The 25977-nt window shown below is 67.5% G+C and carries 22 protein-coding genes; 13 read left to right on the plus strand and 9 right to left on the minus strand.

All coding sequences use genetic code 11. From position 1 onward, the window contains the following. Nucleotides 1-103 precede the first annotated feature (103 nt). The 3 genes from AC11WY_RS14730 to AC11WY_RS14740 are packed head-to-tail and all read right to left on the minus strand — an operon-like array spanning nt 104 to nt 2893. On the minus strand, nt 104-1207 hold the full coding sequence (locus AC11WY_RS14730; RefSeq protein WP_482926810.1) for an ABC transporter ATP-binding protein: 1104 nt from the start codon (nt 1205-1207) through the stop codon (nt 104-106). After that, on the minus strand, nt 1200-2015 hold the full coding sequence (locus AC11WY_RS14735) for an ABC transporter permease (protein ID WP_482926812.1): 816 nt from the start codon (nt 2013-2015) through the stop codon (nt 1200-1202). Before AC11WY_RS14735 ends, AC11WY_RS14730 begins: the two co-directional genes overlap by 8 nt. Beyond that, complete coding sequence (locus tag AC11WY_RS14740; protein ID WP_482926814.1) at nt 2012-2893, minus strand: ABC transporter permease; 882 nt, start codon at nt 2891-2893, stop codon at nt 2012-2014. Before AC11WY_RS14740 ends, AC11WY_RS14735 begins: the two co-directional genes overlap by 4 nt. Before the next feature lie 211 nt (nt 2894-3104). Here AC11WY_RS14740 and AC11WY_RS14745 point away from each other — a divergent pair, with 211 nt between their 5' ends. Continuing rightward, complete coding sequence (locus AC11WY_RS14745; RefSeq protein WP_482926816.1) at nt 3105-4517, plus strand: aminotransferase; 1413 nt, start codon at nt 3105-3107, stop codon at nt 4515-4517. A gap of 72 nt (nt 4518-4589) precedes the next feature. Here AC11WY_RS14745 and AC11WY_RS14750 read toward each other — a convergent pair whose 3' ends face one another. The 3 genes from AC11WY_RS14750 to AC11WY_RS14760 all read right to left on the minus strand — a co-directional run bounded on the left by AC11WY_RS14750 (nt 4590) and on the right by AC11WY_RS14760 (nt 7510). Next, on the minus strand, nt 4590-5780 hold the full coding sequence (locus tag AC11WY_RS14750) for an aromatic ring-hydroxylating oxygenase subunit alpha (RefSeq protein ID WP_482926818.1): 1191 nt from the start codon (nt 5778-5780) through the stop codon (nt 4590-4592). Nucleotides 5781-5913: 133 nt separating this feature from the next. Then, a complete protein-coding gene (locus AC11WY_RS14755) occupies nt 5914-7014 on the minus strand; it encodes an alkene reductase (RefSeq protein WP_482926820.1) in 1101 nt (366 codons plus the stop codon). 112 nt (nt 7015-7126) lie between these two features. After that, on the minus strand, nt 7127-7510 hold the full coding sequence (locus tag AC11WY_RS14760; protein WP_482926822.1) for a DUF302 domain-containing protein: 384 nt from the start codon (nt 7508-7510) through the stop codon (nt 7127-7129). A gap of 224 nt (nt 7511-7734) precedes the next feature. Here AC11WY_RS14760 and AC11WY_RS14765 point away from each other — a divergent pair, with 224 nt between their 5' ends. From AC11WY_RS14765 to AC11WY_RS14820, 12 genes are all read left to right on the plus strand, one after another. Beyond that, complete coding sequence (locus tag AC11WY_RS14765; RefSeq protein ID WP_482926824.1) at nt 7735-8142, plus strand: c-type cytochrome; 408 nt, start codon at nt 7735-7737, stop codon at nt 8140-8142. A 63-nt stretch (nt 8143-8205) separates the two neighbouring features. Continuing rightward, on the plus strand, nt 8206-8571 hold the full coding sequence (locus tag AC11WY_RS14770) for a hypothetical protein (RefSeq protein WP_482926826.1): 366 nt from the start codon (nt 8206-8208) through the stop codon (nt 8569-8571). A gap of 146 nt (nt 8572-8717) precedes the next feature. Further along, on the plus strand, nt 8718-9068 hold the full coding sequence (gene copC / locus AC11WY_RS14775) for a copper homeostasis periplasmic binding protein CopC (protein ID WP_482926828.1): 351 nt from the start codon (nt 8718-8720) through the stop codon (nt 9066-9068). A gap of 4 nt (nt 9069-9072) precedes the next feature. After that, nucleotides 9073-9888, plus strand: a complete 816-nt coding sequence (gene copD / locus AC11WY_RS14780) for a copper homeostasis membrane protein CopD (RefSeq protein ID WP_482926830.1) — start codon at nt 9073-9075, stop codon at nt 9886-9888. A 75-nt stretch (nt 9889-9963) separates the two neighbouring features. Next, a complete protein-coding gene (locus AC11WY_RS14785; protein ID WP_482926832.1) occupies nt 9964-10533 on the plus strand; it encodes a 2-oxoacid:acceptor oxidoreductase family protein in 570 nt (189 codons plus the stop codon). Continuing rightward, nucleotides 10527-11804 (plus strand): pyruvate ferredoxin oxidoreductase, encoded by a 1278-nt coding sequence (porA, locus tag AC11WY_RS14790; protein ID WP_482926834.1) that lies wholly within the window; start codon nt 10527-10529, stop codon nt 11802-11804. The genes AC11WY_RS14785 and porA overlap by 7 nt, the downstream gene beginning before the upstream one ends. Next, a complete protein-coding gene (locus AC11WY_RS14795; RefSeq protein WP_482926836.1) occupies nt 11801-12814 on the plus strand; it encodes a thiamine pyrophosphate-dependent enzyme in 1014 nt (337 codons plus the stop codon). The genes porA and AC11WY_RS14795 overlap by 4 nt, the downstream gene beginning before the upstream one ends. Beyond that, the gene (locus AC11WY_RS14800) at nt 12811-14445 is read left to right on the plus strand and encodes an NAD(P)-binding protein (RefSeq protein ID WP_482926838.1); all 1635 of its coding nucleotides are present in this window, start codon (nt 12811-12813) and stop codon (nt 14443-14445) included. Before AC11WY_RS14795 ends, AC11WY_RS14800 begins: the two co-directional genes overlap by 4 nt. 42 nt (nt 14446-14487) lie before the next feature. Continuing rightward, on the plus strand, nt 14488-15336 hold the full coding sequence (locus tag AC11WY_RS14805; protein ID WP_482926840.1) for an ABC transporter ATP-binding protein: 849 nt from the start codon (nt 14488-14490) through the stop codon (nt 15334-15336). Next, complete coding sequence (locus AC11WY_RS14810) at nt 15329-16120, plus strand: ABC transporter permease (protein ID WP_482926842.1); 792 nt, start codon at nt 15329-15331, stop codon at nt 16118-16120. Before AC11WY_RS14805 ends, AC11WY_RS14810 begins: the two co-directional genes overlap by 8 nt. Nucleotides 16121-16223: 103 nt before the next feature. After that, on the plus strand, nt 16224-18602 hold the full coding sequence (ppsA, locus tag AC11WY_RS14815; RefSeq protein ID WP_482926844.1) for a phosphoenolpyruvate synthase: 2379 nt from the start codon (nt 16224-16226) through the stop codon (nt 18600-18602). An 80-nt stretch (nt 18603-18682) separates the two neighbouring features. Then, the gene (locus AC11WY_RS14820) at nt 18683-20464 is read left to right on the plus strand and encodes an ABC transporter ATP-binding protein/permease (protein ID WP_482926846.1); all 1782 of its coding nucleotides are present in this window, start codon (nt 18683-18685) and stop codon (nt 20462-20464) included. Between the two features lie 37 nt (nt 20465-20501). Here the strand turns inward: AC11WY_RS14820 and AC11WY_RS14825 are convergent, their stop codons facing one another. From AC11WY_RS14825 to AC11WY_RS14835, 3 genes are read right to left on the minus strand one after another with little or no spacing between them, the layout of a single operon-like run. Beyond that, on the minus strand, nt 20502-21728 hold the full coding sequence (locus AC11WY_RS14825; RefSeq protein ID WP_482926848.1) for a glucoamylase family protein: 1227 nt from the start codon (nt 21726-21728) through the stop codon (nt 20502-20504). Further along, complete coding sequence (locus tag AC11WY_RS14830) at nt 21725-24094, minus strand: glycoside hydrolase family 3 N-terminal domain-containing protein (protein WP_482926850.1); 2370 nt, start codon at nt 24092-24094, stop codon at nt 21725-21727. Before AC11WY_RS14830 ends, AC11WY_RS14825 begins: the two co-directional genes overlap by 4 nt. Further along, nucleotides 24078-25964, minus strand: a complete 1887-nt coding sequence (locus AC11WY_RS14835; protein WP_482926852.1) for an ATP-binding cassette domain-containing protein — start codon at nt 25962-25964, stop codon at nt 24078-24080. Before AC11WY_RS14835 ends, AC11WY_RS14830 begins: the two co-directional genes overlap by 17 nt. Nucleotides 25965-25977: the final 13 nt, after the last annotated feature.

Consider the following 25977-nt stretch of genomic DNA (forward strand, 5'->3'; position numbering starts at 1 on the left):
CCGGGGGGCAGAAGGCCCCCCGGCGCCGCCGGTCAACCGTCGTAGCCGGTGCGTTTTCGATATCCCTGTTTCCCAGCCTTTCCAATGCCTTGCGCGCCGACCCTCAGCGCGCGTCCGGATCGGCCATCAGCACCAGCGCCGCCGGGTCGTAGGCCAGTCGCACCTCGGCGCCGATCTCCAGCGCGTCGGCGCCGAAGGTGTTGGTCTCGACGATCGACAGCGGCGCCTCCAGCCCCGCGACGTCGACCGACAGGCTGGTCGTCTCGCCGAAGTAGGCCCGGTTCGCGACCTGCCCCGTCAACTCGTGTTCGGCGCGTTCGTCGTCCCACAGAACGCGCAGCCGTTCCGGCCGGATGCCCACCGTCGCGCGCCCGCCGCTGGCCATGAAGCCGGGCGGCTTGGGCAGGGCAGCGGTGCCGAAATGCTCGGTTTCCACCGTCAACACCGCGCCGGTCTCCGCCGTGATGCGGCCCGACAGGAAGTTCATTCCGCCCAGGAAATCGGCCACCTTGCGGCTGATCGGGCGCTGGTAGATCTCCATCGGCGTGGCCACCTGCGCGATCCGCCCGCCGAACATCACCGCGATCCGATCGCTGAGCGCCAGTGCCTCGTACTGGTCGTGCGTCACCAGCACGAAGGTGATGCCCACGCTTTGCTGCAACGTGCGCAATTCGGTCTGCATCTCCTCGCGCAGCTTCTTGTCGAGCGCCGAGAGCGGCTCGTCCAGCAACAGCACCTTGGGCCGCATCACCAGCGCGCGGGCCAGCGCCACGCGCTGCCGCTGACCGCCCGAAAGCTCGTTGCCCTTGCGGGCGCCAAAGCCGGGAAGGCGCACCATTTCAAGGGCTTCACCCACCCGCCGCGTTTCCTCGGTGCGCCCCAGCCGCAGCCGTTTCAGCCCGTAGGCGACGTTTTCCGCCACGTTCAGGTGCGGAAAGATCGCGTAGGACTGGAACACCATGTTGGTCGGCCGCTGGTTCGCGCGCAGATCGGTGCAGTCCGCCCCGTCGATGGCAATCGTTCCCGCCGTCGGCGTGTCGAGCCCGGCGAGCAGGCGCAGCAGCGTGGTCTTGCCGCAGCCCGAGGGGCCCAGCAGCGAGAAGAATTCGCCCGCCGCGACGTCAAGGGTGATCTGGTCGAGCGCGCGGAACGATCCGAAGTGCCGGGAAACGTTGCGAATTTCGATCATCGGTCTGGCATCAGGCATGCGGCCCCCCTCGCGCCGTCACGCGCTTTTCGGCGCGGCGGCGCACAATCTCGGCAATGGTCAGCAGGGTCACCGAGGCGGCCATCATCAGGCTGCCCAAAGCCAGCACCTCGGGCAGCTTGGCGGCAAAGCGCAACTGGCCCCAGATGTAGACGGGCAGCGTCGTCTCGGTCCCCGACAGGAAGAAGGCGAGCAGGAATTCATCCAGCGAGATGGTGAAGCTGACCAGGAGGCTCGACAGAATCGCCGGCGCCACCACCGGCAGCGTGACGCGCCGGAAGGTGCCGATCGCGGTTTCGCCGAGGTCGAGCGAGGCTTCCTCCAGACTGCGGTCGAAGCCCTCGAACCCGGCGATCAGCACCGACATCGAATAGGGCAGGCAGAACACGATCTGACCGAGGGTCACCGTCAGCAGCGACAACTGAATGCCGATCTGCAACAGCACCAGCAGCATCGACACCGCCACGATGATCTCGGGCAGGAACAGCGGCGCCATGATCAGCCCAGTCGCGGGCTTCTGGCCGGGGAAGGTGTAGCGCGTGATCGCGCGCGCCGCGCAGATCGCGAGCACAGTGGAGGCGACCGAGACCGCGAGCCCCACCAGCAGGCTGTTCCACGCCGCACCGAGCATCACCTGGTTTTCGAAAAGCTGGCCATACCAACGGGTCGTGAAGCCCTTCAGCGGAAAGGCCGCGACTGCGGCAGTGTTGAAGGAAAACACCGGCAACAGCAGGATCGGGAAATAGAGGAACACCATGAAGGCGCCAAGATAGACCGGCAGCCACCGGATGCGGGACAGCAGCCTCATCGCCGCAGCCCCCGCACCAGCAGCCGCAGCGCCAGCACCATCAGACCCGCCGCCGAGGCGACCAGAACCATCGTGGTCACCGACAGCGCCGCCCCCAGCGGCCAGTTCATCGCGCGGCCGAAGTTCACCTCGATCGCCGAGGCGATCATCACTCCCTCGGCGCCACCGACGAGTTTGGGCGTGACGTAGTCGCCGACTGTCGGGATCATCACGATCAGGACGGCCGAGGTGACGCCCGGCAGCGACAACGGCAGCACGATCCGGGTAAGCGAGCGAAACAGCCCGTCGCCCAGATCCTGCCCGGCCTCGATCAGCGAACGGTCGATCTTTTCCAGCGAGACGAAGATCGGCAGGATCGCGAAGGCAACCCAACTGTGCACCAGCGTGATGATCACCGCATTGGCGTTGTAGAGCAGCGACGCGATGGGGGCGTGGATCACGCCCAGCCACAGCAGCAGGCTGTTGAGCACCCCGTTGTAGCCCAGCACCAGTTTCCAGGACATCACGCGCAACAGGTAGCTGGTCAGGAACGGCACGGTGATCAGGAAGAGCCACAGGTTCTTGTTCCGCCCGCCGTGGAACGAGATGTACCAGGCCACCGGATAGGCCATCGCCACGGTCGTCACGCTGACCGTCAGCGAAATCCAGAGCGAGCGCAGGAAGAGGTCGCGATAGATCGGCTGGGTCAGCGCGGCGCGGTAATTGTCGAGCCGGAAGCCGTGGTCGACGGTCAGGAAGCTTTGCTTCCAGAAGCTGAACAGGATGATGATGATGACCGGCAATACCAGCATCGCCATCGCGTACAGCAGCGTCGGCGAGATCAGGGCAAGGCCGCGGGCCGCCTCGGACCCGGTCCAGCGGCGCGCCCGCCCGATCACCGCGCGGCCCTCGGGCGGGGCGCTGGTGGGCAGGGAAACGCGGTGGCGAGGGGCCCGATCATGGTGTGAGGGTTGCGCGCATTTGCCGCGAAAGCAAGTGGAAATTCGCGTTTTGCTGATTGAACCGCCATTCAATGTTGGTATGATTAGATAATGGAATTCATGCGTTTGATCAGCGCGAATTGTGGATCGAGGATAGTGGAGAAAGAAAATGACGGCGACCCTTCGGCCGACCCCCGCCAGCCCCGGCGCGATGCAGGAACTGCGCGAGCGCCTGGGCCAGCACCTGGTGCAGCCCTGGCCCACGGCGGGCAAGATCGGCGCCGAGTCGATGGGGGCGGTCGGCGACGGTGATGGCATCTACATCCTGCACGAGGACGGCCGTCGGCTGATCGACGGCCCGGCAGGCATGTGGTGCGTGAACTCGGGCCACCGCAACGCGGCGCTGGCCGACGCGATGCGCGATCAGGCGATGTCGCTCAGCTATGCCTCGCCCTGGTACACCACCACGACGCCCGCGCTGGAACTGGCCGCGCGGCTGGCGGGCCATGCGCCGGGCGATCTGGATCAGGTGTTCCTGACCACCGGCGGCACCTCGGCGGTGGAAACCGCGCTGCGCTTCATGTTCTTTCTGAACAACGTGAAGGGGCGGCCCGAGAAGAAGATGATCGTCACGCGCGAGCGGGCCTATCATGGCGCCAGCTACCTGTCCGGCTCGCTGAACGGGCGGCCGCGCGATCGCGACTGGATGGATTCGGCGGACGATCTGGTGATCCGCCTGTCGTGCCCCGATCCGTTCCGGCGCCCGGTGGGGATGACCGTCGCGGCGTTCACCGACCATCTGGTGGAAGAGTTCTGCGCCGCCATCGCCACGCACGGCGCCGCGCGCATCGGCGCCTTCATCGGTGAACCGATCCAGGCCTCGGGCGGGGTCGTGGTGCCGCCGCCGGGCTACCTGCAGCGGATGCGCGCGCTGTGCCGCGAGAACGACATCCTGTTCATCGCCGACGAGGTGGTGACGGCCTTCGGGCGGCTGGGCCATGTCTTTGCCTCGGGCGAGGTGTTCGGGCTGGACCCCGACATGATCACCTTCGCCAAGGGCGTGACCTCGGGCTACTTCCCGTTGGGCGGCGTGATGATGTCGGCGGCGATGCTTGCAGACCTGCGCCGGTCCAACCACCCGGAGGCGACGTTCTCGCACGGGCTGACCTATTCCAGCCATCCGATCGGCTGCGCCGTGGCGCTGAAGAATCTTGACCTGCTGGAAGGCGGCATGCTGGCGCAGGTGCAGGCGAACGCCGGTTACTTCCAGACCGCGCTGAAGACGCTGGAGGCGCATGATCTGGTCGGCGAGGTGCGCGGCATGGGGCTGATGGCCTGCATCGAATGCGTCGCCGACAAGCAAAGCCGCAATCCGCTGGCGCTGGATCTGGAGGTCGGCAAGCGGATCGACGCGCATTGCCAGGAACGCGGGCTGCTGGTGCGCCCGCTGATCCAGATGTGCGTGATGTCGCCGCCGCTGGTGATCACCCGGCCGCAGATCGACACGATGGTGGCGATCCTGGACGAGGCGATCCGCGCGACGATGGACGATCTGGCGCGCGACGGGTTGTGGCAGGGGTAGCGCAGGAGCGGGGGTTTCACACCCCCGCACCCCGTGGGATACTTGAGAACGGAAGATGGGGGCGGCGCGGTTTCAGCGCATTGCGGCGTTGACCTCTGAGAGCCGATCTTCGCCGGGGTTCTCGTCCAGCGTCATCACCGGCAGCAGGCGGCGCAGGTGGTCGTGGTGGCTGCGCACGCCGTATTCCAGATCGGACAGGTAGAAGCCCGCGAAAGCCTCTGACGTCATCGCCTCGTTCGACCATTCCTGCAATTGCACATCCTCGGCCTGGGTATCGCGGTCGATCCGCATGGCGAGGTAGCGCGCGAGGCGTTGCGCACGGGTTTCGTCGGGGTAGCGGTAGACGGCGCCGCGCAGCAGGGTCTGGCCGACCGCGACGGGGAATTCCTGATAGAACTGCATCGTCTCGGGCGTGACGGCGATCACCGCATTCGGGAACAGGCCCCAGTAGACCCAGGCGTGGCGGTGGCTTTCGGGCAGGCGGGCATTCTCGGGCGCGATGCGGACGTAGTTCTTCACGCTCCAGCGCCGTGTGGCCGCGGGGTTCCAGGTGGCGAAGCTGCGGCTGAGGCCGGCGACGAAGGGCTCGTCGAAATAGGTGGAGCCGTAGAGGTCTTGCAGCGCCGGGTGGGCCATCGCGACGTGGTAACCCTCGTTGTCGACGTCGCGGACGGATTTCCAGTTCACCGCCGATCCCTGGGTCCAGACCCCGCTGGCGGGCGTCATCGTTTCCATTTCGTAGGGCGCCATTTCGGCGGCGAAGGGGGCCATGAGCTCGGCCACCGCAGGCTGCGGGCCGGGGCGGAAGCGCAGGAAGATCAGGCCCATCCAGATCTCGGTCTCGATCCGGGCAAGGCCGAATTCGGTCTTGTCCATCGGCGGGAAACTGCGGGGCTGGGCCGGGCCGCGCAGGGTGCCGTCGAGGTTGTAGACCCAGCCGTGGAACGGGCAGACCAGCGCGCCCGCGCAATGGCCGCGGTCCCTGGCAACAAGGCGCGAGCCGCGGTGGCGGCAGATATTGTGGAACGCCTGCACCGTGCCATCCTGCCCGCGCAGGACCAGCGCGCGTTCCCCCAGGATGTCGAGGGCGAGGTAGTCGCCGGGGTTGGGCAGGTCAGAGACGTGGCAGGCGATCTGCCAATGGGTACGGAACAGCTCGGCCTTTTCCAGCTCCAGCAGGGCCGGGGAATGGTAACACCAGCCCGGCAACCCGCGCCGGTCCCAGTCGTTCGGGATGCAGATGTCGCGGGCGGCGGCGGTCATGGCGGGCTCCTTTGTTGAATGTTCATTCAACAAGAGCACATTTTATCGTTTTTTGGAATACCACTTGGGGAGTGCTGAATTGGAAAGGGCCGCGAGTATCCTCGCGGCCCTCGTCGTGGTGCGGTGCGCGGCTTCAGGCGGTTTCCGCCTCGGCCAGCGTCGGGTAATCGGTATAGCCCTTGGCGCCGCCGCCGTAGTAGGTGGCGCGGTCGCCCTCGGCCAGGGGCGCGTCGGCCTTCAGCCGTTCGACCAGATCGGGGTTGGCGATGAAGGCTCTGCCGAAGGCCACCGCATCCGCCGCGCCGCTGTCCACGGCGGCAAGCGCCGCTGCGCGGGTGTAGCCGTTGTTGGCGATGTAATTGCCTTCGTAGAGCGCGCGCAGGGCGGCCATCCTGGCATCGGTTTCCGCGTCGCGCGTGCCGCCGGTGGCGCCTTCGACCATGTGCAGGTAGGCGAGGTGGAAGCGGTTCAACCCCTTGATGACATGGCTGAACACCGCGACCGGATCACTGTCGGCGATGCCGTTCGAGGGCGACAGCGGGCTGAGGCGGATGCCGGTGCGGTCGGCGCCGATGGCGGCGGTGACGGCCTCCACCACCTCGAACAGGAAGCGGGCACGGTTCGCGATCGAGCCGCCGTAGGCGTCGGTGCGATGGTTCGCGCCGTCGCGCAGGAACTGGTCGATCAGGTAGCCATTGGCGGCGTGAATCTCGACCCCGTCAAAGCCCGCCGCGCGGGCGTTCTTCGCGGCCTGCGCATAGGCGGCGACGATCCGCGGAATTTCCTCCGGCGTCAGGGCGCGCGGCTCCGACGTCGGAACAAAGCTTTTGCCGTCAAAGGTTTGCGACTTTGCCGCGATGGCCGACGGGGCAACCGGCGCGACCCCGCCGGGTTGCAGCGAGGTGTGCGAGATGCGGCCCACATGCCACATCTGCAGCACGATCCGCCCGCCTTTGGCATGGACGGCGGCGGTGACTTTCTTCCAGCCCGCGATCTGGGCCGGGCTGTAGATACCCGGCGTCCAGGCATAGCCCTTGCCTTCGGGCATGATCTGGCTGGCTTCGGTGATCAGAAGGCCGGCAGAGGCGCGCTGGGCGTAGTAATCGGCGGCAAGATCGGAGGGCACGTCCCCCTCGGGGGTGGCGCGGTTGCGGGTCAGCGGCGCCATCACGACGCGGTTGGCAAGCGCAAGGGCGCCGAACGTCACCGGGGTGAACAGTTTCTGGATGGTCATGTCTCGTCCTTTGTCTTTATCCTCAATGGCTTGCGCCAGAGGCTCGGCCGGGGATCAAGCCCGTGCCACGTCTAAATTGAACCGTTCGGTTCGGTTTTCAAGCCCTGTCGGTTCAGATTGCCGCGATTGCCTCGGCCAGCAGGTCGCGCACCTGCCCGGCCAGCGTCTTGAGCGTGGGGTTGGGGATCGCCTGCATCGAGGCGACCGGGTCGATCGCCGAAACCTCGGTGCCGCCCTCGACCTCGCGCAGGACCACGTTGCACGGCAGCATGGCCCCCACGCGGGGCTCCAACCCGATGGCGATAAAAGCCATTTTCGGGTTGCAGGCGCCGAGGATGCGGTAGCCCGGCATGTCTTCGCCAAGCTTCTCACGCATCGTCGCGGCAACGTCGATCTCGGTCAGAACCCCGAATCCGTGCGCTTTCAGCGCATCGCGGGTGCGGGCCTCGACATTGGCGAGGGTGGCGGGAATCAGGCGGGTGAAGGTGTAGGGCATCTGGGGCCTCCGTGATCTGTGCGTGGCAGGGAACTGCCGGAACGCGGGGTGCAAGGGGCTGGAAAGGCGGGAAAAACCGCATACCGATTTCGCACCGATTTCGCACCGCAAATGCACCGACGTTGGGTGAGGATTGCACCAGTGCTTGCCGCGCGCCCTGACCTGCATCAAGGTCGGGGCGACACGGTCCTGTGAGACTGGACGAAACGGCAGGGGAGACGGCGATGCGTTTGGCGATCATCACGGCGGGGCTGGGGCTGGCGGCACTGGTCGGAGCCTGTGCGGTGCAGCCGCAGGCGGACGGCAAGGCGTTGTTCCACGACTATTGCGCGGGGTGCCACGGCGACAGCGGCATCGGCAACGGCCCGGCGGCGATGGGTCTGGCGCGCAAGCCAGCCAACCTGACCCAGATCGCGGCAAAGAACGGCGGCGTGTTCCCGCGCATCCGGGTGATGAGCTGGATCGACGGTTTCACCCGCGCGGGCAAGCATGGCGGCCAGGTGATGCCGGTGTTCGACCCGCTGCTGACCGGGCCGAACGTGCTGATCGACACCGGCAAGGGCGTGATGACCCCGACGCCGATCCAGTTGGTGGCGCTGTCGGACTATGTGGAGTCGCTGCAACAGAAGTAGGTCGGCGTCTTGTGCGCGATGCCGGGGATTGGACCGGCGCGCGGGCTCTGCTAGGCAGGGCGCATGGCGACCGTGATCCGTTCTCGTCTGCTCGGCCTTGTGCTCGTGCTGGTGCTCGGGCTGGGGTCGGTTTTTTCGGTTGCCGCCGCGCGGATGCCGACGCTGGACGATCTCGCCGTGGCGCGCTTCGTCGCGGTGGGGGGCACCGCCGACGATCTGTGCGGCAAGACCGCGCCGCGCAACCTGCTGGACGAGTTGCACAATCTTTGCCAGCCCGCGGGCCCGCCGATGCTGGAAGCGACGCCGGGCCACCTGCCGGTGGTCACGCTGCGCATGTCGCGGCTGGCGCGCAGCCTTGCGGGGCCCGAGGTGCCGCGGGTCGTCACGCTGACCGGCCCGGCGATCCGGGCGCCCCCCGCCACGGCCTGAGCCGCAATCCGCGCCTGGCGATGCCGCCGGGGCGCTGACGCCTGCCGCAGAGTTGCGGCCGACCCATCCTGCACCCAATCCGAACCGCCCATCGTGGCGGCGTTCTTCCTCAACCGCCGGACAAGGTCCGGCAGAAAGACCTGACCATGAAAACCGCTCTGATCCTTGCCGCCGGCCTTGCGATGATCGCCCCGGCCGCCTTTGCCCATGCCCACCTGACCGCCGAGATGCCCGCCGACAAGGCGACCGTCGCGGCGCCCGCCGACCTGATGCTGACCTTTTCCGAGGATGTGTCACTGAAGTTCACCGGGGTGACAGTGACCGGGCCCGACCAGAAAGAGGTGACGCAGGGCGCCGCGTCGCTATCGCAGGCCGATACGGTGCTGACGGTGCCGCTGACCGGCACGCTGGCGGCGGGCACCTACACGGTGGCCTGGCACGCCCTGTCGGTGGACGGGCACAAGACGCACGGCACCTACAGCTTTACCGTGAAGTAAGCCGATGGACCGGGCGCTGATCCTGATCCGGTTCCTGCACTTCGGGGCGGCGATGCTGCTTTGGGGCGGGGCGGCATTCGGCGGCGCCCGGTCCGGGTCGCGGGTGGTCTGGGGGCTTCTGGCCCTCACCTCCGTGGCCTGGCTGATGCTGGAGGCGGGGATGGCGGGCGACGGCTGGGCCGACGCGGTGGACCCCGGCACGATATGGGCACTGGTCAGCGCGACCGCCGTGGGGCGGGCCTGGGCGGTGCATCTGGCGCTGGTGGCGGCGCTGGGGCTGGCGCTGATGCGCGGGCGCGGGGTGACGGTGGCCGCCGGTCTGGCGCTGGCGAGCCTCGCGCTGGTCGGCCATGCCGCGATGCAGGAGGGCGCCGAGGGCGTGCTGCATCGCCTGAACGCCGCGCTGCACCTGCTGGCGGCGGGGGTCTGGCTGGGCGGGTTGCCGCCGCTGTTCGCGACCCTTGCGCGGATGCGGCAGGGCGAGGGCGCGCTTGCGCCGCAACTGATGCGCTATTCGCGCCTTGGCCACTGGGCGGTGGCGGCGGTGATCGTGACGGGGGCCGTGAATACGGCGCTGGTGCTGGGGCGGGTGCCGGGCTGCGGCTCGCCCTATCAGGCGCTGCTGGTGCTGAAGATCGCGCTGGTGGCGGGGATGGTGGGGCTGGCGCTGGTCAACCGCTATGTCTTCGTGCCGCGCCTGAAGACGGCAGACAGCCCCGCCGCGCTGCGGGCGATTGCGCGCGGCACGCTGGCAGAGATTGCGCTGGGAATGGCCGTTCTCGCGCTTGTGAGCGCATTTGCCACATTTGATCCGGTCTGAGCCGCCCGACTTGACCTGCATCAGGGACGGGCGACTTCGAATCCCCCACCTTCGGGGCCGACAGAGGAGGCGCGGATGTTCGAGGTGCGGTTGCATGGCCGGGGTGGCCAGGGCGTGGTGACGGCGGCCGAGATGCTGTCGGTCGCGGCCTTCGACGAGGGGCGGCATGCGCAGGCGTTTCCGTCGTTCGGGTCCGAACGGATGGGGGCGCCGGTCGCCAGTTTCTGCCGGATCGCCGAGGCCGAGATCAGGCTGCGCGAGCCGATCATCGAGCCCGACGCGCTGATCATTCAGGATCCGACGCTGTTCCACTCGGTCGATGTCTTTGCCGGGCTGAAGGCGGATGGCTACCTGCTGATCAACTCCACCCGGACGCCCGCCGAACTGGGCCTGACGGCGATCGTGGACCGGCTGCCTGCGGGCCATGTGCGCTGTCTGCCCGCCAGCGAGATCGCGGTGCGCCATTTCGGCAAGCCGCTGCCCAACGCCGTGCTGCTGGGCGGGTTCGCGGCGATGACCGGGGTCGTGTCGCTGGACGCCGTGCTGAAGGCGATCCGCGAGCGGTTCGCGGGCAAGCTGGGCGAAGCGAACGTGGCGGCGGCGGAGGAGGCCTATGCGGCGGTGAAGGAGGCGGCGACATGCTGAGACAGATCGAAGGATCGCAGGGGATCGCCGAGGCGGTGGCGCTGTGCCGCCCGCAGGTGGTCTGCGCCTATCCGATCACGCCGCAGACCCACATCGTCGAAGGCGTCGGCGCGATGGTGAAGGACGGGCGGCTGACGAATTGCGAATTCATCAACGTGGAGTCGGAGTTTGCCGCGATGTCGGTGGCGATCGGCGCCGCCGCGGGCGGCGCGCGGGCCTACACGGCGACCGCCAGTCAGGGCCTGCTGTTCATGGCGGAAGCGGTCTACAACGCGGCCGGGCTGGGCTTGCCGATCGTGATGACGGTGGGCAACCGGGCGATCGGCGCGCCGATCAACATCTGGAACGACCATTCCGATGCGATGGCGTTGAAGGATGCGGGCTGGATCCAGCTTTACGCCGAGACCAACCAGGAAGCCGCCGACCTGCACATCATCGCCTTCCGGCTGGCTGAGGAGCTGAGCTGCCCGGTGATGGTCTGCGTCGATGGCTTCATCCTGACCCATGCCTTCGAGCGCATCGACACGCCGACGCAAGCACAGGTGGATGCCTTCCTGCCGCCCTTCGATCCGGTCCAGATGCTGGACCCCGATCACCCCTATTCCATCGGCGCGATGGTGGGGCCGGAGGCGTTCACCGAGGTGCGCTATCTGGCGCACCACAAGCAGGTGGAGGCGCTGGACGTGATCCCGCGGATCGCCGCCGAGTTTCAGGCGGTGTTCGGGCGCGAGGCCGGCGGGCTGTTGCGGTCTTACAAGACCGAGGGGGCCGAGACGGTGCTGGTCGCGCTCGGGTCCATCAACGGCACGATCAAGGATGTGGTGGATGCCGAGCGGGCCAAGGGGGTCAGCGTCGGGTCGGTCTGCATCGGCTCGTTCCGGCCATTCCCGCTGGCTGAATTGCACGACGCGCTGGCCGGGGCCAAGCGGGTGGTGTGCATCGAAAAGAGCCTCGCCCCCGGATTGGGCGGGATGCTGGCGTCGAACGTGCGGATGGCGCTGCGCGGCCTTGCCACGCCGGTGCTGACAGTGATCGCCGGTCTGGGCGGACGACCGATCACGCGGACCGGGCTGACCGGGATCATCGCGGCGGCCGCGCAGGACGCGCTGGACGACGTGACGTTCCTCGACCTCAACCATGCGGCGGTGGAGGCGCAACTGACGCGGGCGGCGCGGCACCGGGACTCCGGGCCGATCGCGGAAAATCTTCTCAAGGCGCTGAACCCCGGCCTTGTCCGCCGGGTCTCGCCGCGCACGGAGGCCGGGCAATGACCGACGAGACGGTTCAGAAGGTGCATTTCTACCAGACCGGCACCCATACCGTGGGCAACCGGTTGATGGATGCGGAAACGCGATCCATGCAGGCCTCGCCCGACCGGTCCAATGCGATCACCTCGGGGCATCGCGCCTGTCAGGGCTGCGGCGAGGCGCTGGGCGCGCGCTATGCGCTCGACGCTGCGATGCGGGCGACGGGCGGGCGGATGGTGGCGGTGAACGCCACCGGCTGCCTGGAGGTCTTCACGACGCCCTACCCGGAGACAAGCTGGCAGATCGCCTGGCTGCATTCGCTGTTTGGCAATGCGCCCGCAGTGGCAACCGGCGTGGCGGCGGCGATGCGGATGCGCGGCAAGACCGATGTGCGGGTGGTGGCGCAGGGCGGCGATGGCGGCACGACCGATATCGGCTTTGGCTGCCTGTCGGGCATGTTCGAGCGCAACGATGACGTGCTTTACATCTGCTACGACAACGAGGCCTACATGAACACCGGGGTGCAGCGATCGTCGGCGACCCCGCCGGCGGCGCGGACGGCAACGACGCAGGCGATCGGCCCGCATCCGGGCAACGTCTTCGGCACCGGCAAGAACATGCCGCGCATCGCGATGGCGCACAACATTCCCTACGTCGCAACCGCCAGCGTCGCCGACCTGCATGACCTTGAGGCGAAGGTGGCCCGCGCGATGTCGATCGGCGGGGCGCGCTACATCCACATCTTCGTGCCCTGCCCGCTAGGCTGGGGGTCGGCCGCGCATGACACGATCAAGTTGGCGCGGCTGGCGGTGGAAAGCGGGCTCTTTCCGCTGTTCGAGGCCGAACATGGCGAGGTGACGGCGGTGAAGAAGATCCGCCGACAGGTGCCGGTCGAGGATTACCTGCGCCCGCAGGGCCGGTTCCGCCACCTGTTCCGCGAGGGCCACGAGGATCACGCCACCATCGCCGCGATCCAGGCGATGGCCGACGCCAATATCCGCCGCTACGGGCTGGTTCAGGAGGCCGAGGCATGACCGACCACACGCTGCCCTTTGCCATCACGCTTGATCCGGGGACGAGCAAGCTCAACCACACCGGATCGTGGCGGTCGGAACGGCCGGTCTATGTCGACCGGCTGCCGCCCTGCAACGCAACCTGCCCGGCGGGTGAGAACATCCAGGACTGGCTGTTCCATGCCGAAAGCGGCGACTATGCCGCCGCCTGGCAGGCGCTGATGCGCGACAACCCGATGCCCGCGGTGATGGGGCGGGTCTGCTATCACACCTGCGAAACCGCCTGCAACCGGGGCAAGCTGGACGAGGCGGTCAGCATCCATTCGGTCGAGCGGTTCCTGGGCGATTACGCGGTGGAGCACGGGCTGGTGCCGGTGGTCGATGCACCGCCCTCGGGCAAGCGGGTGCTGGTGATCGGGGCGGGGCCGTCGGGGCTGTCGGCGGCCTATCACCTGACGCGGCTGGGTCACGCGGTCACCATCCGCGAGGCGGGGCCGCTGGCGGGCGGCATGATGCGCTTTGGCATCCCGAAATACCGGCTGCCGCGCGATGTGCTGGATGCCGAGATCGCGCGCATTCTGGCGCTGGGCGTGACGCTGGAACTGAACACGCCGGTCGCGGATATCGAGGCCGCCTTTGCCGAAGGCTTCGATGCGGTCTTCACCGCGGTCGGCGCGCATCTGGCGAAACGGACCGAGATTCCGGCCCATGCGGCCGGGCGCATCCTGGATGCGGTGACGCTGCTCAAGCAGGTCGAACTGGGCGAGGCGCCGCAACTGGGGCGGCGGGTGATCGTCTATGGCGGCGGCAACACCGCGATGGACGTCGCCCGCACGGTGCGCCGGATGGGGGCGGAAGAGGCGATGATCGTCTACCGTCGTTCGCGCAAGGAGATGCCCGCGCATGAATTCGAGGCCGCCGAGGCCGAGGAGGAAGGCGTGCTGATCCACTGGCTGCGCACCATCAAGGGCATCGAGGGCGCCAGCGTCACCGTCGAAAAGATGGTGGTGGACGCCGACGGCCGCCCGCAGCCGACCGGCGAAACCGAGGTGCTGGAGGCCGACACCCTGATCCTGGCGCTGGGGCAGGACGTGGACACCACCTTTCTGACCCGCGTGGCGGGGGTGGCGATCGCGCGCGACGGTGTTGTCAGCGTCGATGCGCGGATGATGACCGGGCGGCCGGGGCTGTTCGCGGGCGGTGACATGGTGCCGGCCGAGCGCACGGTGACGGTGGCGATCGGCCACGGCAAGAAGGCCGCGCGCAACATCGACGCCTGGCTGCGCGGCGAAACGCTGGCGCCGGAGCCGAAGCATGAACTGGCCGGGTTCGAGAACCTGAACACCTGGTATTACGACGACGCGCCGCGCACGGTGCAGGCGCAGCTTTCGGTGATCCGCCGCCAGACCAGCTTTGACGAGGTGGTGGAGGGGTTGACCGAGGACACCGCGCTTTACGAAGCGCGGCGCTGCCTGAGTTGCGGCAACTGCTTTGAATGCGACAACTGCTTCGGCGTCTGCCCCGACAACGCGGTGATCAAGCTCGGCCCCGGCAACCGCTTCAAGATCGACTATGATTACTGCAAGGGTTGCGGGATTTGCGCGGCCGAATGCCCCTGCGGCGCCATCCGCATGGAGCCGGAGGTGGATTGAGGCGCGACGGAAGCCCGCCGCAGCCCCGTTTGAAAGTGCACCATGCCTGAAAATCCCCGCCAAAATCTCCGCCGCGCGCCCGATGTGAACCTGCCGCCGCCCCTGATCGAGACCGTGGGCCTGTCACGCGATTTCGACCGCCGGACGGTGGTCGATGCCGTGACCTTTCAGGTTCAAGACCGCGAGATCTTCGGCCTGATCGGCCCGAACGGGGCCGGTAAATCCACCCTGATCAAGATGCTGACCACGCTGCTGCCGCCCAGCCGCGGCACCGCGCGGGTGGCGGGCGCAGATGTGCAGCGCCATCCGCGGGCCGTGCGGCGCAAGATCGGCTATGTGCCGCAGCTTCTGTCGGCCGACGGGGCGCTGACGGGGTATGAGAACCTGCTGCTGTCGGCGCGGCTTTACCTAATCCCGCGCGCGGAACGCGAGGGCCGCATCCGCGAGGCGCTGGAGATGACCGGGCTGACCGAGGCGGCGGGCCGCCCGGCGCAGCACTACTCGGGCGGGATGCTGCGGCGGCTGGAGATTGCGCAAAGCACGCTGCACCGCCCCGCCGTCTTGATCATGGACGAGCCGACCGTGGGCCTTGACCCGGTGGCGCGGCGCACTGTCTGGGACCATGTGCGCGACCTGCGCGACCGCTTCGGCACCACGATCCTGATCACCACCCACGCGATGGAGGAGGCCGACATGCTGTGCGACCGGATCGGCATCCTGCATCAGGGCAAGTTGGAGCGTGTCGGCACACCCGCCGAACTGAAGGCGACGGTGGGGCCTGAGGCAACGCTGGATGACGTGTTCGCCGCGGTCGCCGGGCATGATGTCGATTTCGGCGGCGATTTCCGCGATATCCGCCGCACCCGCAGGAGCCTTGCCGAACATGGCTGACATCCTTTCCTGCGCGCAGGACTACGGCACCGAGGTTTACGCCGTGGCCGATGCCGAGATTCGCAAGCTGCGCCGCGACCCGAGCGAGATTCTGACCCGCGCGATCCAGCCCGCGATCTGGCTGGTGCTGTTCGGCGGCGTGATGGCGCGGGTGCGCGGCATCAATACCGGCGGCGGCAGCTACATGGATTTCCTCGCCCCCGGCATTCTGGCGCAAAGCGTGCTGTTCGCGGCGATCTTCTACGGCATCGCGGCGATCTGGGAACGCGATCTGGGCGTGCTGCACCGCTACATGGTCAGCCCCGCGCCACGTTCGGCGCTGGTGCTGGGCAAGGGCGTTTCTTCGGCGGTGCGGGGGCTGACGCAGGCGGTGGTGGTCTATGTGCTGGCGCTGGTGATGGGGATCGGGATCGACCTCCATCCCTTGAACCTGATCGCCGTCGCGGCGCTGATCGCGCTGGGCTCGGCGCTGTTTTCCACCTTTTCGCTGATCATCGCCTGCATCGTGAAAACGCGCGAGCGATTCATGGGCATCGGGCAGGTGCTGACGATGCCGATCTTCTTCGCGTCGAACGCGATCTATCCGATCGACATCATGCCGCCCTGGCTGAAGGTGATCTCGCGCGCCAACCCGCTGAGCTATGAGGTGGACGGGCTGCGCGCGCTGATGCTGAAGGATCAGCAAAGCGCCTTCGGTCTTGGAACGGATGCCACGGTGCTGATCATCATCCTTGTCGGGATGGTGGCGATCGCGACCCGGCTTTATCCGCGCATGACCGAGTAGGCTGCACTTTCGGGTCCGCCGCTTGACCCACGTCAAGGCGGCATGTCGTCTCTGCCGCTAGGGTCTGCTCAACGCGGAAACCTGGACCTGGGAGGCCCTGCACATGACGATAAACGTGATCTGGTTCGAGAATCTCAAGCGTGGCGACGTGGCGAGCGTGGGGGGCAAGAACTCGTCGCTGGGTGAGATGATCTCGACCCTCGCGCCGCAGGGCATCAGCGTGCCCGCGGGCTTTGCGACCACGGCGGACGCGTTCCGCGCCTACATCGAGGCCAACGACCTTGCCGCCCGCATCAACCGCACGATGGCGGACCTGAAGGCCGGGAAGATCGCGCTGCACGAGGCGGGCACCAGTATCCGTGCGATGATCGTGGCGGGCGACTGGCCGGCGGATATTCTGGCCGACATCAACACCGCCTATGCCGAACTTGGCCGCCGCATCGGGCGCGCAAACCCCTCGGTGGCCGTGCGGTCCTCGGCGACGGCGGAAGACCTGCCGGATGCGAGCTTCGCGGGCCAGCAGGAGACCTATCTGAACGTCACCGGCGAAACCGGCCTGCTGGACGCCTGCCGCCGTTGCTATGCCTCGCTCTTCACCGACCGGGCGATCACCTACCGCTCGCTCAAGGGGTTCGACCACACCAAGGTCGCGCTGTCGGTCGGCGTGCAGCAGATGGTGCGGTCCGACATCGGCGGCTCGGGCGTGATGTTCTCGATCGACACGGAATCGGGGTTCGACAAGACGGTGCTGATCAACGCCGCCTGGGGCTTGGGCGAAAACGTCGTGCAGGGTGCGGTGAACCCGGACGAATACGAGGTTTACAAGCCGTTCCTGGGCAACCCGGCGCTGACCCCGATCCTCGAAAAGAAGCTCGGCGAGAAGGAAAAGAAGATGATCTACACGTCCCGCGATGGCCAGACCACGCGGAACGTGCCGACCTCGAAGGCGGAGCGCGAGACCTTCGTGCTGAACGATGCCGACATTCTGGACCTTGCCCGTCAGGCCGCGACGATCGAAAAGCACTACGGCCAGCCGATGGACATGGAATGGGCCAAGGACGGCGAGACGGGCGAGCTGTTCATCGTGCAGGCGCGGCCCGAAACGGTGCAAAGCCGGATCGACGTCGGGGTGCTGAAATCCTACACGATCGGCAGCAAGGGCAAGACGCTGGTCACCGGGCTTTCGGTCGGCAACGCGATTTCCACCGGGCGGGTCTGCCTGATCGAGAACGCGCGCGACATCGACCGCTTCATCGAGGGCTCGATCCTTGTGACCTCGACGACCGACCCCGACTGGGTGCCGATCATGAAGAAGGCCTCGGCCATCATCACCGACCACGGCGGGCGCACCAGCCATGCCGCGATCGTCAGCCGCGAACTGGGGCTGCCCGCCGTGGTGGGCACCGGCAACGCGACCCATGTGCTGCACGACGATCAGGACGTGACGGTGAGTTGTGCCGAGGGCGAATCCGGCTATGTCTACGCCGGAATCTCGGAGTTCACGGTCGAGGACATCTCGCTGGAGCATGTGCCGGAAACGAAGACCAAGATCATGCTGAACATGGCCAACCCCGCCGCCGCCGCGCGGTGGTGGAAGCTGCCGACCGAGGGCGTCGGCCTCGCGCGGATGGAGTTCGTGATCAACAACGTGATCAAGGCGCACCCGCTGGCGCTGCTGCACTTCGATCAGGTGACGGATGAGGCCGCCAAGGTTGAACTGGCGGCGCTGACGCGGGGCTATGCCGACAAGTCGGAGTATTTCGTGGATGGCCTCGCACGGGGTCTGAGCCGGATCGCGGCGGTGGTCTATCCCAAGCCGGTCATCGTGCGGATGAGCGATTTCAAGACCAATGAATACGCCGAATTGCTGGGCGGGCGGCAGTTCGAGCCGAAGGAAGAAAACCCGATGATCGGGTTCCGCGGCGCCTCGCGCTACTACTCGCCGTCCTACCGCGAGGGGTTCATCCTGGAATGCAAGGCGATCAAGCGGTTGCGCGAACAGATGGGCTTTGACAACGTGGTGGTGATGATCCCGTTCTGCCGCACGCTGGAAGAGGCCGACAAGGTGCTGGCGGTGATGGCCGAGGCCGGGCTGGAGCGTGGCAAGAACGGGCTGCAAGTCTATGTGATGTGCGAGATTCCCTCGAACGTCATCCTGGCCGACAAGTTCGCGGAACGGTTCGACGGCTTCTCGATCGGGTCGAACGACCTGACCCAGTTGACGCTGGGGGTGGACCGCGACTCGGGCGAGCTGGCGGACCTCTTTGACGAGCGCAACGAGGCGGTGCAGTGGATGATCGAGACGGTGATCGAACGGGCGCACAAGGCGGGGGCCAAGGTCGGCCTCTGCGGACAGGCGCCGTCGAACGACCCCGAGTTCGCACGCCTGCTGGTGAAGGCCGGGATCGACTCGATCTCGGTCACGCCCGACAGCTTCATGGCGGTCAAGCGTCACGTCGCCGCCGCCGAGGGCAGAGGCTGATCGGCCATTGCAATTGCGCGCGGGCAGGCCAATCTGCCCGCGCCGGGCTTTCCGGCGAAGCTTGAAGGAGCGTTGTCGCGATGGCCGGACCTGAGACGGGGCGGGTGCCCGATCCGGGAGGCGGCGCGGGTGAGGAGGATGACCTCGCCACCCAGCTTGATGCCATGTTGCGGGCCTTCTGGGCCTCGCGGCAGCGCAACCGGCTGATCGCGCTGGCAGCTGCGCTGGTGACGGTGATCTCGGCCACGGCTTGGGCGCAGATCCGCCTGAACGCTTGGAACCAGCCGTTCTACAACGCCCTGACGACCCGGAACCTGCCCGCTTTCGTCACCCAACTGGGCGTCTTCGCGACGCTGGCCTGTGGCCTGCTGGTGCTGAACGTGGCGCAGACGTGGCTGAACCAGATGACGCGGCTGGTGCTGCGGCAGGGGCTGGTCGGCGATCTCTTTACCGAATGGCTGGCGCCGCTGCGCGCCTTCCGGCTGGCCAATGCGGGGCCGATCGGCAGCAACCCCGACCAGCGGCTGGCGGCCGATGCGCAGCACCTGACCGACCTGACCACCGACCTTGGCATCGGGCTGCTGCAATCGACGCTGCTGCTGGCCTCGTTCATCGGGGTGCTGTGGGAACTGAGCGACGGCATGTTCGCGACGATCTTCGGCATCGTCATCGCCCCGCCGGGCTACATGGTCTGGTGCGCGCTGCTTTATGCGGGGACGGCGTCGCTGCTCAGTTGGGCGGTGGGGCGACCGCTGATCCGGCTGGACGCTGAGCATTATGCGCGCGAGGCCGATCTGCGGTTTGAACTGGTGCGGGTCAGCGAGGCGGTGGAGGCCGTCGCCATGTATGGCGGCGAGGCGGCCGAGCGGGCGCGGCTGGATGCGACCTTCGCCACGGTGCTGGCGATTTCGCGCCGGATCGTGGGGGCGCTGACCCGGCTGACCTGGATCACCGCGGGCTACGGCTGGTTCACCATTGTGGCGCCGATCCTGGTGGCTGCGCCGAGCTATTTCGCGGGCAAGATGAGCTTTGGCGAGTTGATGATGGTGGTCGGCGCCTTCAATCAGGTGCAGCAGTCGCTGCGCTGGTATGTCGACAACTTCTCGGCCATCGCCGACTGGCGCGCTACGCTGCTGCGCGTTGCGGGCTTCCGCAAGGCGGTGATTGCGATGGACCGGCTGGGCCAGAGCGCGGGACGGTTCACCCTGACCGAGGGCGAGGGACAAGGGATCCGCATCGCCGACCTTTGCATCGCGGGGCCGACCGGGGCGGTGCGGCTGGATGCGGCGGCGCTGGAGCTGAAGCGCGGCGACCGGGTGCTGGTCAGCGGCGGGCATGGCGAGGGCAAGACGCTGTTCTTCCGCGCATTGATCGGGCTTTGGCCTTGGGGAGCCGGGTCGATCACGCGCCCGCCGCGCGCGCGGATCATGTTCCTGCCCGCCAAGGCCTACCTGCCGACCGGCACTCTTCGGGCCTGCGTGACCTATCCGCAGCCCGAGACGGCGTTCGAGGATGCCGACATTGCCGCCGCGCTGAGCGATGTGGGACTGCAACGGCTGGTGCCGCAACTGGGCAAGTTCCACCGCTGGGAACGGCACCTGAGCGAGAATGAAAAGCATTGTCTGGCCTTCGCCCGCGCCATTCTGCAACGGCCAGACTGGGTGGTGATCGACGACGCGCTGAACTTCGTCGAACGCACCGCGCGGCACCGGATCGAGGACATCTTCATGACGCGGCTGACCGACGTGGGGGTGATCAACATCGGCCACGATGGCGGCCAGCCCGCGTTCTACACGCGGCGGGTGATGCTGACGCTGGATGCCGCCGGGCCGACCTTTTCGCCGACCGTCGGCGATCGCTGAGGCGCAGGCCCGCGCCATGCTCGCGCAAGCGGCCGGGTCAGACGGAAGGCGGGTCGCGCCTGAACCCCATCCGCGCCAGCGCCGGAGCGATTTCCGGCGCCGACATGAACAGCCGCCACAACAGGCCGGAGCGGGCGTTTTCCACCATGCCGACGATCGGGCCCTGGTCGATGGCGAGGTGGCCCGGCGCAACCCATCTGGCGGTTTCGTTGAAGCTGTCGCGCAGGCCGTAGTCGCCCCAGAGCCGGTCGCCGAGGTTCTCGTGGTAGTGGCGCAGGGCGGCCATCGACTGTACGGGCGTATAGGGCAGGCTGGCGATGGCGGCGGTGGGGGCGATCACGCCAAGGTCGTTGGTGGGCGAGAAGGCGTTGTAGCCCTGATCGCCGTCGCAGGCGGTCAGGCCCCAGGCGGGGCCGTAGCCTTTGAAGCCCTTGGGGTTCTCCTGCGCGTAGGCATGGTGGATCAGCGCATGGGCGCGGTTCTGCGCGAAGTAGTCGGCGTGGCGGTCCACCAGCCCGCGCGGGTCGAGGCCGAGAAAGCTGTAATGGGTGAAGAACAGCGGACCGCCATAGTCAGGGCCAAGCGGCAGGCGGATGCCGTAGAAGCTCTTGCCGTTCTCGAAGGTGGTCGAGGTTTTCCAGCCGACCTCATAGGCCGCCACGTCGATCGGATGGGTGGGCGAGGCGAGGGCCAGCACGAAGGCGATCAGCGCCTCGTGGTAGCCGGTGATCGGCAGCGCGTCGGCCCAGTCGCCGCGCGCGGTCCAGTGCCACATCAGCCGGTCGGGGGCGGGGCAAAAGGCGGCCCAGTTCACCCCCCGCCACAGACGGTCGATTTCCGTGGCCAGCGGGCCGGGGCCAAGCCATTGCCGCGCGGTCAGCAGACCCATCATCAGGAACGCGGTTTCGACGATGTCGCCGCCGTCGTCATTGGGCGAAAAGGCGACCGTGGCGCCGGTGCTGCCGTTCATCCAATGCGCGAAGGCGCCCTGATAACGTGGCTCTTTGGAAAGGAAATCGACGATCTGCGCGATCCGGTCGATCACCCCCTTGCGGGGCAGAAATCCGCGTTCGGCCCCCGCGATCAGGGCCATGATGCCGAAACCGGTGCCGCCCGTGGTGACCGTCTCGCCCACGTCATAGCCGTAATCCCCGGCCGAGCGTTCGCGCGCCATGCCGCTGACGGGGTGGCCGAAATCCCAGAAATACCCCAGCGTCCTGATCTGCACGAGGTCCAGCAGCGCGTCGTCGGAAAGCCGCGTCATGCGCGATCCCAGCGGAAGCGGACGCGCTGCACCTCTTCCGCGTTGGGGCCGATCATCAGGTCGAACTCGCCCGGTTCGCGTTCCATCGTGTAGTCGGTCAGCCGGTCGCCGACCGGATAGCGCAGCGCGTCGGAGGCCACGGTGAAGGTGACGGTGCGCGCCTCGCCGGGGGCAAGCTCCACCCGCTCGAACCCGATCAACTGGCGGCGCGGGCGCGAGGTCAGGCCGACGAGGTCGTGCAGGTAGACCTGCGCCACCTCGGCCCCGGCGCGCGGGCCGGTGTTGGTGATCGCGACCGTCACCGTCAATGCTTCGTCGCCCTTCAGCGCGGTGGTGCTGGGGGTCAGCGGGCCGTAGGCGAAGCTGGTGTAGCCAAGGCCGAACCCTGCCGGGTAAAGCGGCGTGTGCGGGCCTTCGAGGATGCAGGCGGTGGTGAATTTGCGAAAGACGTGGCGGCCCTGCGCGTCGAACTCCGCATCGCCCGCCACATCGACGCCGGCGCCCCAGATCGGGCGGCCGGTGGGCAGGTCTTCGGTGCGGTAGGGCAGTTGCCCCACGTTGCGCGGCAGCGCGATGCTGAGCCGACCCGAGGGGCTGACCGCGCCGAAGATCACATCGGCCAGCGCGTTCCCCGCCTCGTTTCCGGGATGCCCGGTCCAGATCAGCGCATCGACCCGCGCGGCCTCATGCGTCAGGGCCAGCGGTCGGCCCGCCATCGCGATCAGGATCAGCGGCTTGCCGGTGGCCCTGGCGTGATCGGCGATCGCGTCGAACAGCGGGCGCTGATCGGCGGGCAGGGTGATGTCGGCGCGGGTCGAGGCCTCGCCCGCGTGTTCCTTCGCCTCGCCGAGACAGAGCAGGATCGTATCGGCCCTGGTTGCGACGGCCAGCGCCTCTTGCAGCATCGCGGCGGGGCTTTGCGGCCCGATCACCACCGAGGGCATGTGGGCATTGTGCACGTTCAGCCGTGCGGCCTCGCTGGGGTCGTCGACGATGTTGCAGCCCTTGGCGTGCAGGATCGTGGCGCCCGTCCCGGCCGCGTTCTGCAGCCCTTCGAGGATCGTCACCGAATGGTCAGGCTCGACGTCGATCGCCCAGGTGCCCTGCATGTCGATGCGGTCCTGCGCCAGCGGGCCGATCACCGCAAGGGTGCCACCGGGCTTCAACGGCAGCGCCTCGCGGGCATTTTTCAGCAGCACCAGAGATTTCGTCGCCGCTTCGCGCACCAGCGCGCGGTTCTCGCGGGTGTAGGTGACGGCGTCGCGCAGCGCCTCGGTCATGCCGATGTAGGGGTCGTGAAAGAGGCCGAGCCGCCATTTCGCCACCAGCACGTCGCGGCAACGCGCGGTGATTTCGGCCTCGGTGACGGGGCCGTAGCGAAAGGCAGCGTCGGGGTGGTCGTAGGCGCCGGGGTTGGCCATGCCGTCGGCGACAAGGTCGGGCAGGTGGCGCAGGAAGGCCTGGCTGACCAGATCGACATGCACCCCGGCCTTGAAGGCAAGGTAGGCGGCCTCACGCGAGGTCGCGGCGACGCCGTGGTGGATCAGCTCGGGGTCGATCGCGGTGAAGTCGGTGACGATGATGCCGGTGAAGCCCAGCCGCTTGCGCAGCACCTCTTGCAGAAGCTGGCGATGCGCGGTCACCGGAATGTCGTTGATCGTGTTGAAGGCCACCATGATCGCGCCGGCCCCGGCGTTGATGCCCGCGCGGAAGGGTTCCATGATGCGGGCGAGGGTGGCGACACTCGCCTCGACCGAGGCGTAATCACGGCCCGCCCGCGCGAGGCCATAGCCCATGAAGTGCTTCAGCGTGGCCATGAACCGGTCGGGCCGCGCCATGTCGCCATCCGCACCCTGATAGGCGCGCACGATCACCTCGGCGATGCGGGCGCCGAGGTAGGGAAACTCGCCGTTGCCCTCGGCGATGCGGCCCCAGCGGGCGTCGTGGCAGATGTCGAGCATCGGCGCCCAGTTGATGCTGATGCCGTCGGCGCGGGCTTCACGGGCCGTCATCTCGTTGATGCGGCGGACGAGGTCCAGATCCCAACTGCAGGACAAGGCAAGGGGAATCGGCCCGCCGGTGCGGTAGCGCTGGATGCAGTCCTTGCCGAAGATCAGCGGGATGCCGTTCGGGCCTTCCTCGACCGCCAGGCGCTGCAAGTCGCGCCGGTCGGCGACCGTGGCCCCGGCCGAGATGCCGCACAACTCGCCGCGTCGGATCATCACCGGCGTGTCGACCGCCTCGCCGACGCCGGTGGTGTCGATGCCGGAACCGCTGGGGTAGTTGAGCTGGCCCACCTTCTCTTTCAGCGACATCCGCGCCAGCAGCGCATCAAGAAAGGCGGTCATGTCAGCGGCGTTGGTCATGCGGGGCAGGCTCCGGTCGGTGGGGTTTCGCGGTCGGGACCAGCGTGTCGGCGGCCGCTTCGGCCAGGTGCAGACCGGCCCCCGCCCGGAAGCGGCGGATCGAGATCAGCCCGTCGCCGATCTCGGCCACGAACTGGTAGACCGGGGCGCCCGAGGAGTGGAACGGCATCGCCCGGTTGTGGATGCTGCTGATCACCGTGGTCTTCGGACAGTGGCGTTTCAGCACGTCGTAGAATTCAGTCTGGGCGTGGGGGTCGAGACCGGCGGTGACTTCGTCCAGCAGGGCGACCTCGGGGCGGAGCAGCAGAAGCTGCGCGAGCACCAGCCGCTTTTTCTGCCCGCCCGACAGCGCGCGCTCCCACGGGCGGCCGTGGCAATTCCGTTCATGCAGGCACCGCAGGAATTCGGGGAAGCCAAGCCCGGTTTCGGCCAGCACGGCGGCGATTTCGGTGTCGGCGAAGTCTTCCTCATCCTCCGGCCCGGCGACCAGTTGCTTCAGCGTGGTGTCGGGGATGCGCATCGCCTGCGCCGCATAGAACGGCTTGCGGCCGGGCGGCAGGTAGACCTCGGCGCGGCCGTAATCCTCCTGCCCCATCAGCGCATTGAGAAACGAGGTCTTGCCACCGCCCGAGGTGCCGACCAGCGCTGTCCATCGGCCTGCGGGAAAGTGCAGCTCGCCCGGCGCGCGCAGGAAGGGCTGGGCATTGTGACCCTCGTGCATCAGTTCCAGCCCGCGCACCCGGATGCCCTGGTCCGAGGGGTGCAGCCGATAAGCGAAGTCGTGGATGCCGGTCGCCTGGAAATAGGCGCGGGTGTCCTGCACCTTCTCGACCTCTTCGGCGTATTCGTTGATGCGCTCGGCGTCGGCCTTCAGCGCGGCCAGTGCGGGCGTCACGTCGATCAGCCAGGAAAAACCGTTGGTCAGTTGGCCGACCAGCGCCGCCGTGGTGATGTAGGTCTGAAAGTCGATCGCGCCCTGCGCATAGGCGGGCAGCGCCAGCACCGAGGCGAGCACCTGGAACGAGACCAGGGTGTAGAAATCGTGCAACCCCATGAACCCGGCCTGCAATACGTTGTTGCGGTGCCAGACGTGGTCGATGTTGGCGTAAAGGGTGCGGTTCACCTTCTTCTGCACACGCTCGCCCGCCGTGGCGGTAATCTGGCCCGCGCGGCGGAACATCGTGTTCAACTCGCTGCGAAAGGCGCCCTCGGCCTCCTGAAAGGTCTTGTTGACGTTGCGCATCACGTTGCCGATGCGCGCAAAGCCCCAGGTGCAGAGCACCGCGAAGGGCACGATGACGCCCAGCGTCAGAACAAAGCTGGCATCGGTGCCAAGGGTCGGCACCTGATTCACGGGCGTCGAGATTTCCCACAGCTTGCGCGACACTTCCCAGGCGCTGGTGACCACGGTCAGCACCCCCATCGCCAGACCGATGGCGTTCCCGGTCAATGTCTTGAGGCATTCCTGCTGGCGCTGGTCGAGGCTGTCGAGCTTGGGGTTGGACTGGATCTTGAGGATCGTGTGCCCCTCGTCCAGCGTCGCCTCGGTGAACTGCTCGTTGAGCCAGGCGCGCCACTTGCGTTGCAGCGTCTGCGCGAAATAGTGCCGCGTCGCGATGGTGACGACGCTGAGCGTGACCATCGCAACCAGCGCGATGGCGGCGGTTTCGAACCGGCCGAGCGGGTCGAGGTTGCCGGGCGTCTGGTAGGTCGCCTTGGCGTTCTCGAAGGCGCCCGCCGCCTCGGCGATCCAGATGCCGACCTTGCTGACGAACCAGCTCAGCCCCGCAATGAGGATCGCGAGCGCCCAGGCTTCGGCACGCCGACTGGACCGCCAGAAGGCGGTGAGCAGCCCCCAGAAGCTGCGCATGTTTCCCACCGGG

This window comes from Solirhodobacter sp., from assembly GCF_964715405.1.

What these genes read in the sequence shown, in the direction of transcription:
- AC11WY_RS14820 (WP_482926846.1), top strand. Translation starts at nt 18,683, where the DNA reads ATGGCCGGACCTGAGACGGGGCGGGTGCCCGATCCGGGAGGCGGCGCG.
- porA (WP_482926834.1), top strand. Translation starts at nt 10,527, where the DNA reads ATGCTGAGACAGATCGAAGGATCGCAGGGGATCGCCGAGGCGGTGGCG.
- copC (WP_482926828.1), top strand. Translation starts at nt 8,718, where the DNA reads ATGAAAACCGCTCTGATCCTTGCCGCCGGCCTTGCGATGATCGCCCCG.
- AC11WY_RS14785 (WP_482926832.1), top strand. Translation starts at nt 9,964, where the DNA reads ATGTTCGAGGTGCGGTTGCATGGCCGGGGTGGCCAGGGCGTGGTGACG.
- AC11WY_RS14745 (WP_482926816.1), top strand. Translation starts at nt 3,105, where the DNA reads ATGACGGCGACCCTTCGGCCGACCCCCGCCAGCCCCGGCGCGATGCAG.
- AC11WY_RS14770 (WP_482926826.1), top strand. Translation starts at nt 8,206, where the DNA reads ATGGCGACCGTGATCCGTTCTCGTCTGCTCGGCCTTGTGCTCGTGCTG.
- AC11WY_RS14760 (WP_482926822.1), bottom strand. Translation starts at nt 7,510, where the DNA reads ATGCCCTACACCTTCACCCGCCTGATTCCCGCCACCCTCGCCAATGTC.
- AC11WY_RS14810 (WP_482926842.1), top strand. Translation starts at nt 15,329, where the DNA reads ATGGCTGACATCCTTTCCTGCGCGCAGGACTACGGCACCGAGGTTTAC.
- AC11WY_RS14800 (WP_482926838.1), top strand. Translation starts at nt 12,811, where the DNA reads ATGACCGACCACACGCTGCCCTTTGCCATCACGCTTGATCCGGGGACG.
- AC11WY_RS14730 (WP_482926810.1), bottom strand. Translation starts at nt 1,207, where the DNA reads ATGCCTGATGCCAGACCGATGATCGAAATTCGCAACGTTTCCCGGCAC.
- AC11WY_RS14830 (WP_482926850.1), bottom strand. Translation starts at nt 24,094, where the DNA reads ATGACCAACGCCGCTGACATGACCGCCTTTCTTGATGCGCTGCTGGCG.
- AC11WY_RS14835 (WP_482926852.1), bottom strand. Translation starts at nt 25,964, where the DNA reads ATGCGCAGCTTCTGGGGGCTGCTCACCGCCTTCTGGCGGTCCAGTCGG.
- AC11WY_RS14765 (WP_482926824.1), top strand. Translation starts at nt 7,735, where the DNA reads ATGCGTTTGGCGATCATCACGGCGGGGCTGGGGCTGGCGGCACTGGTC.
- AC11WY_RS14735 (WP_482926812.1), bottom strand. Translation starts at nt 2,015, where the DNA reads ATGAGGCTGCTGTCCCGCATCCGGTGGCTGCCGGTCTATCTTGGCGCC.
- ppsA (WP_482926844.1), top strand. Translation starts at nt 16,224, where the DNA reads ATGACGATAAACGTGATCTGGTTCGAGAATCTCAAGCGTGGCGACGTG.
- AC11WY_RS14750 (WP_482926818.1), bottom strand. Translation starts at nt 5,780, where the DNA reads ATGACCGCCGCCGCCCGCGACATCTGCATCCCGAACGACTGGGACCGG.
- copD (WP_482926830.1), top strand. Translation starts at nt 9,073, where the DNA reads ATGGACCGGGCGCTGATCCTGATCCGGTTCCTGCACTTCGGGGCGGCG.
- AC11WY_RS14805 (WP_482926840.1), top strand. Translation starts at nt 14,488, where the DNA reads ATGCCTGAAAATCCCCGCCAAAATCTCCGCCGCGCGCCCGATGTGAAC.
- AC11WY_RS14825 (WP_482926848.1), bottom strand. Translation starts at nt 21,728, where the DNA reads ATGACGCGGCTTTCCGACGACGCGCTGCTGGACCTCGTGCAGATCAGG.
- AC11WY_RS14795 (WP_482926836.1), top strand. Translation starts at nt 11,801, where the DNA reads ATGACCGACGAGACGGTTCAGAAGGTGCATTTCTACCAGACCGGCACC.
- AC11WY_RS14755 (WP_482926820.1), bottom strand. Translation starts at nt 7,014, where the DNA reads ATGACCATCCAGAAACTGTTCACCCCGGTGACGTTCGGCGCCCTTGCG.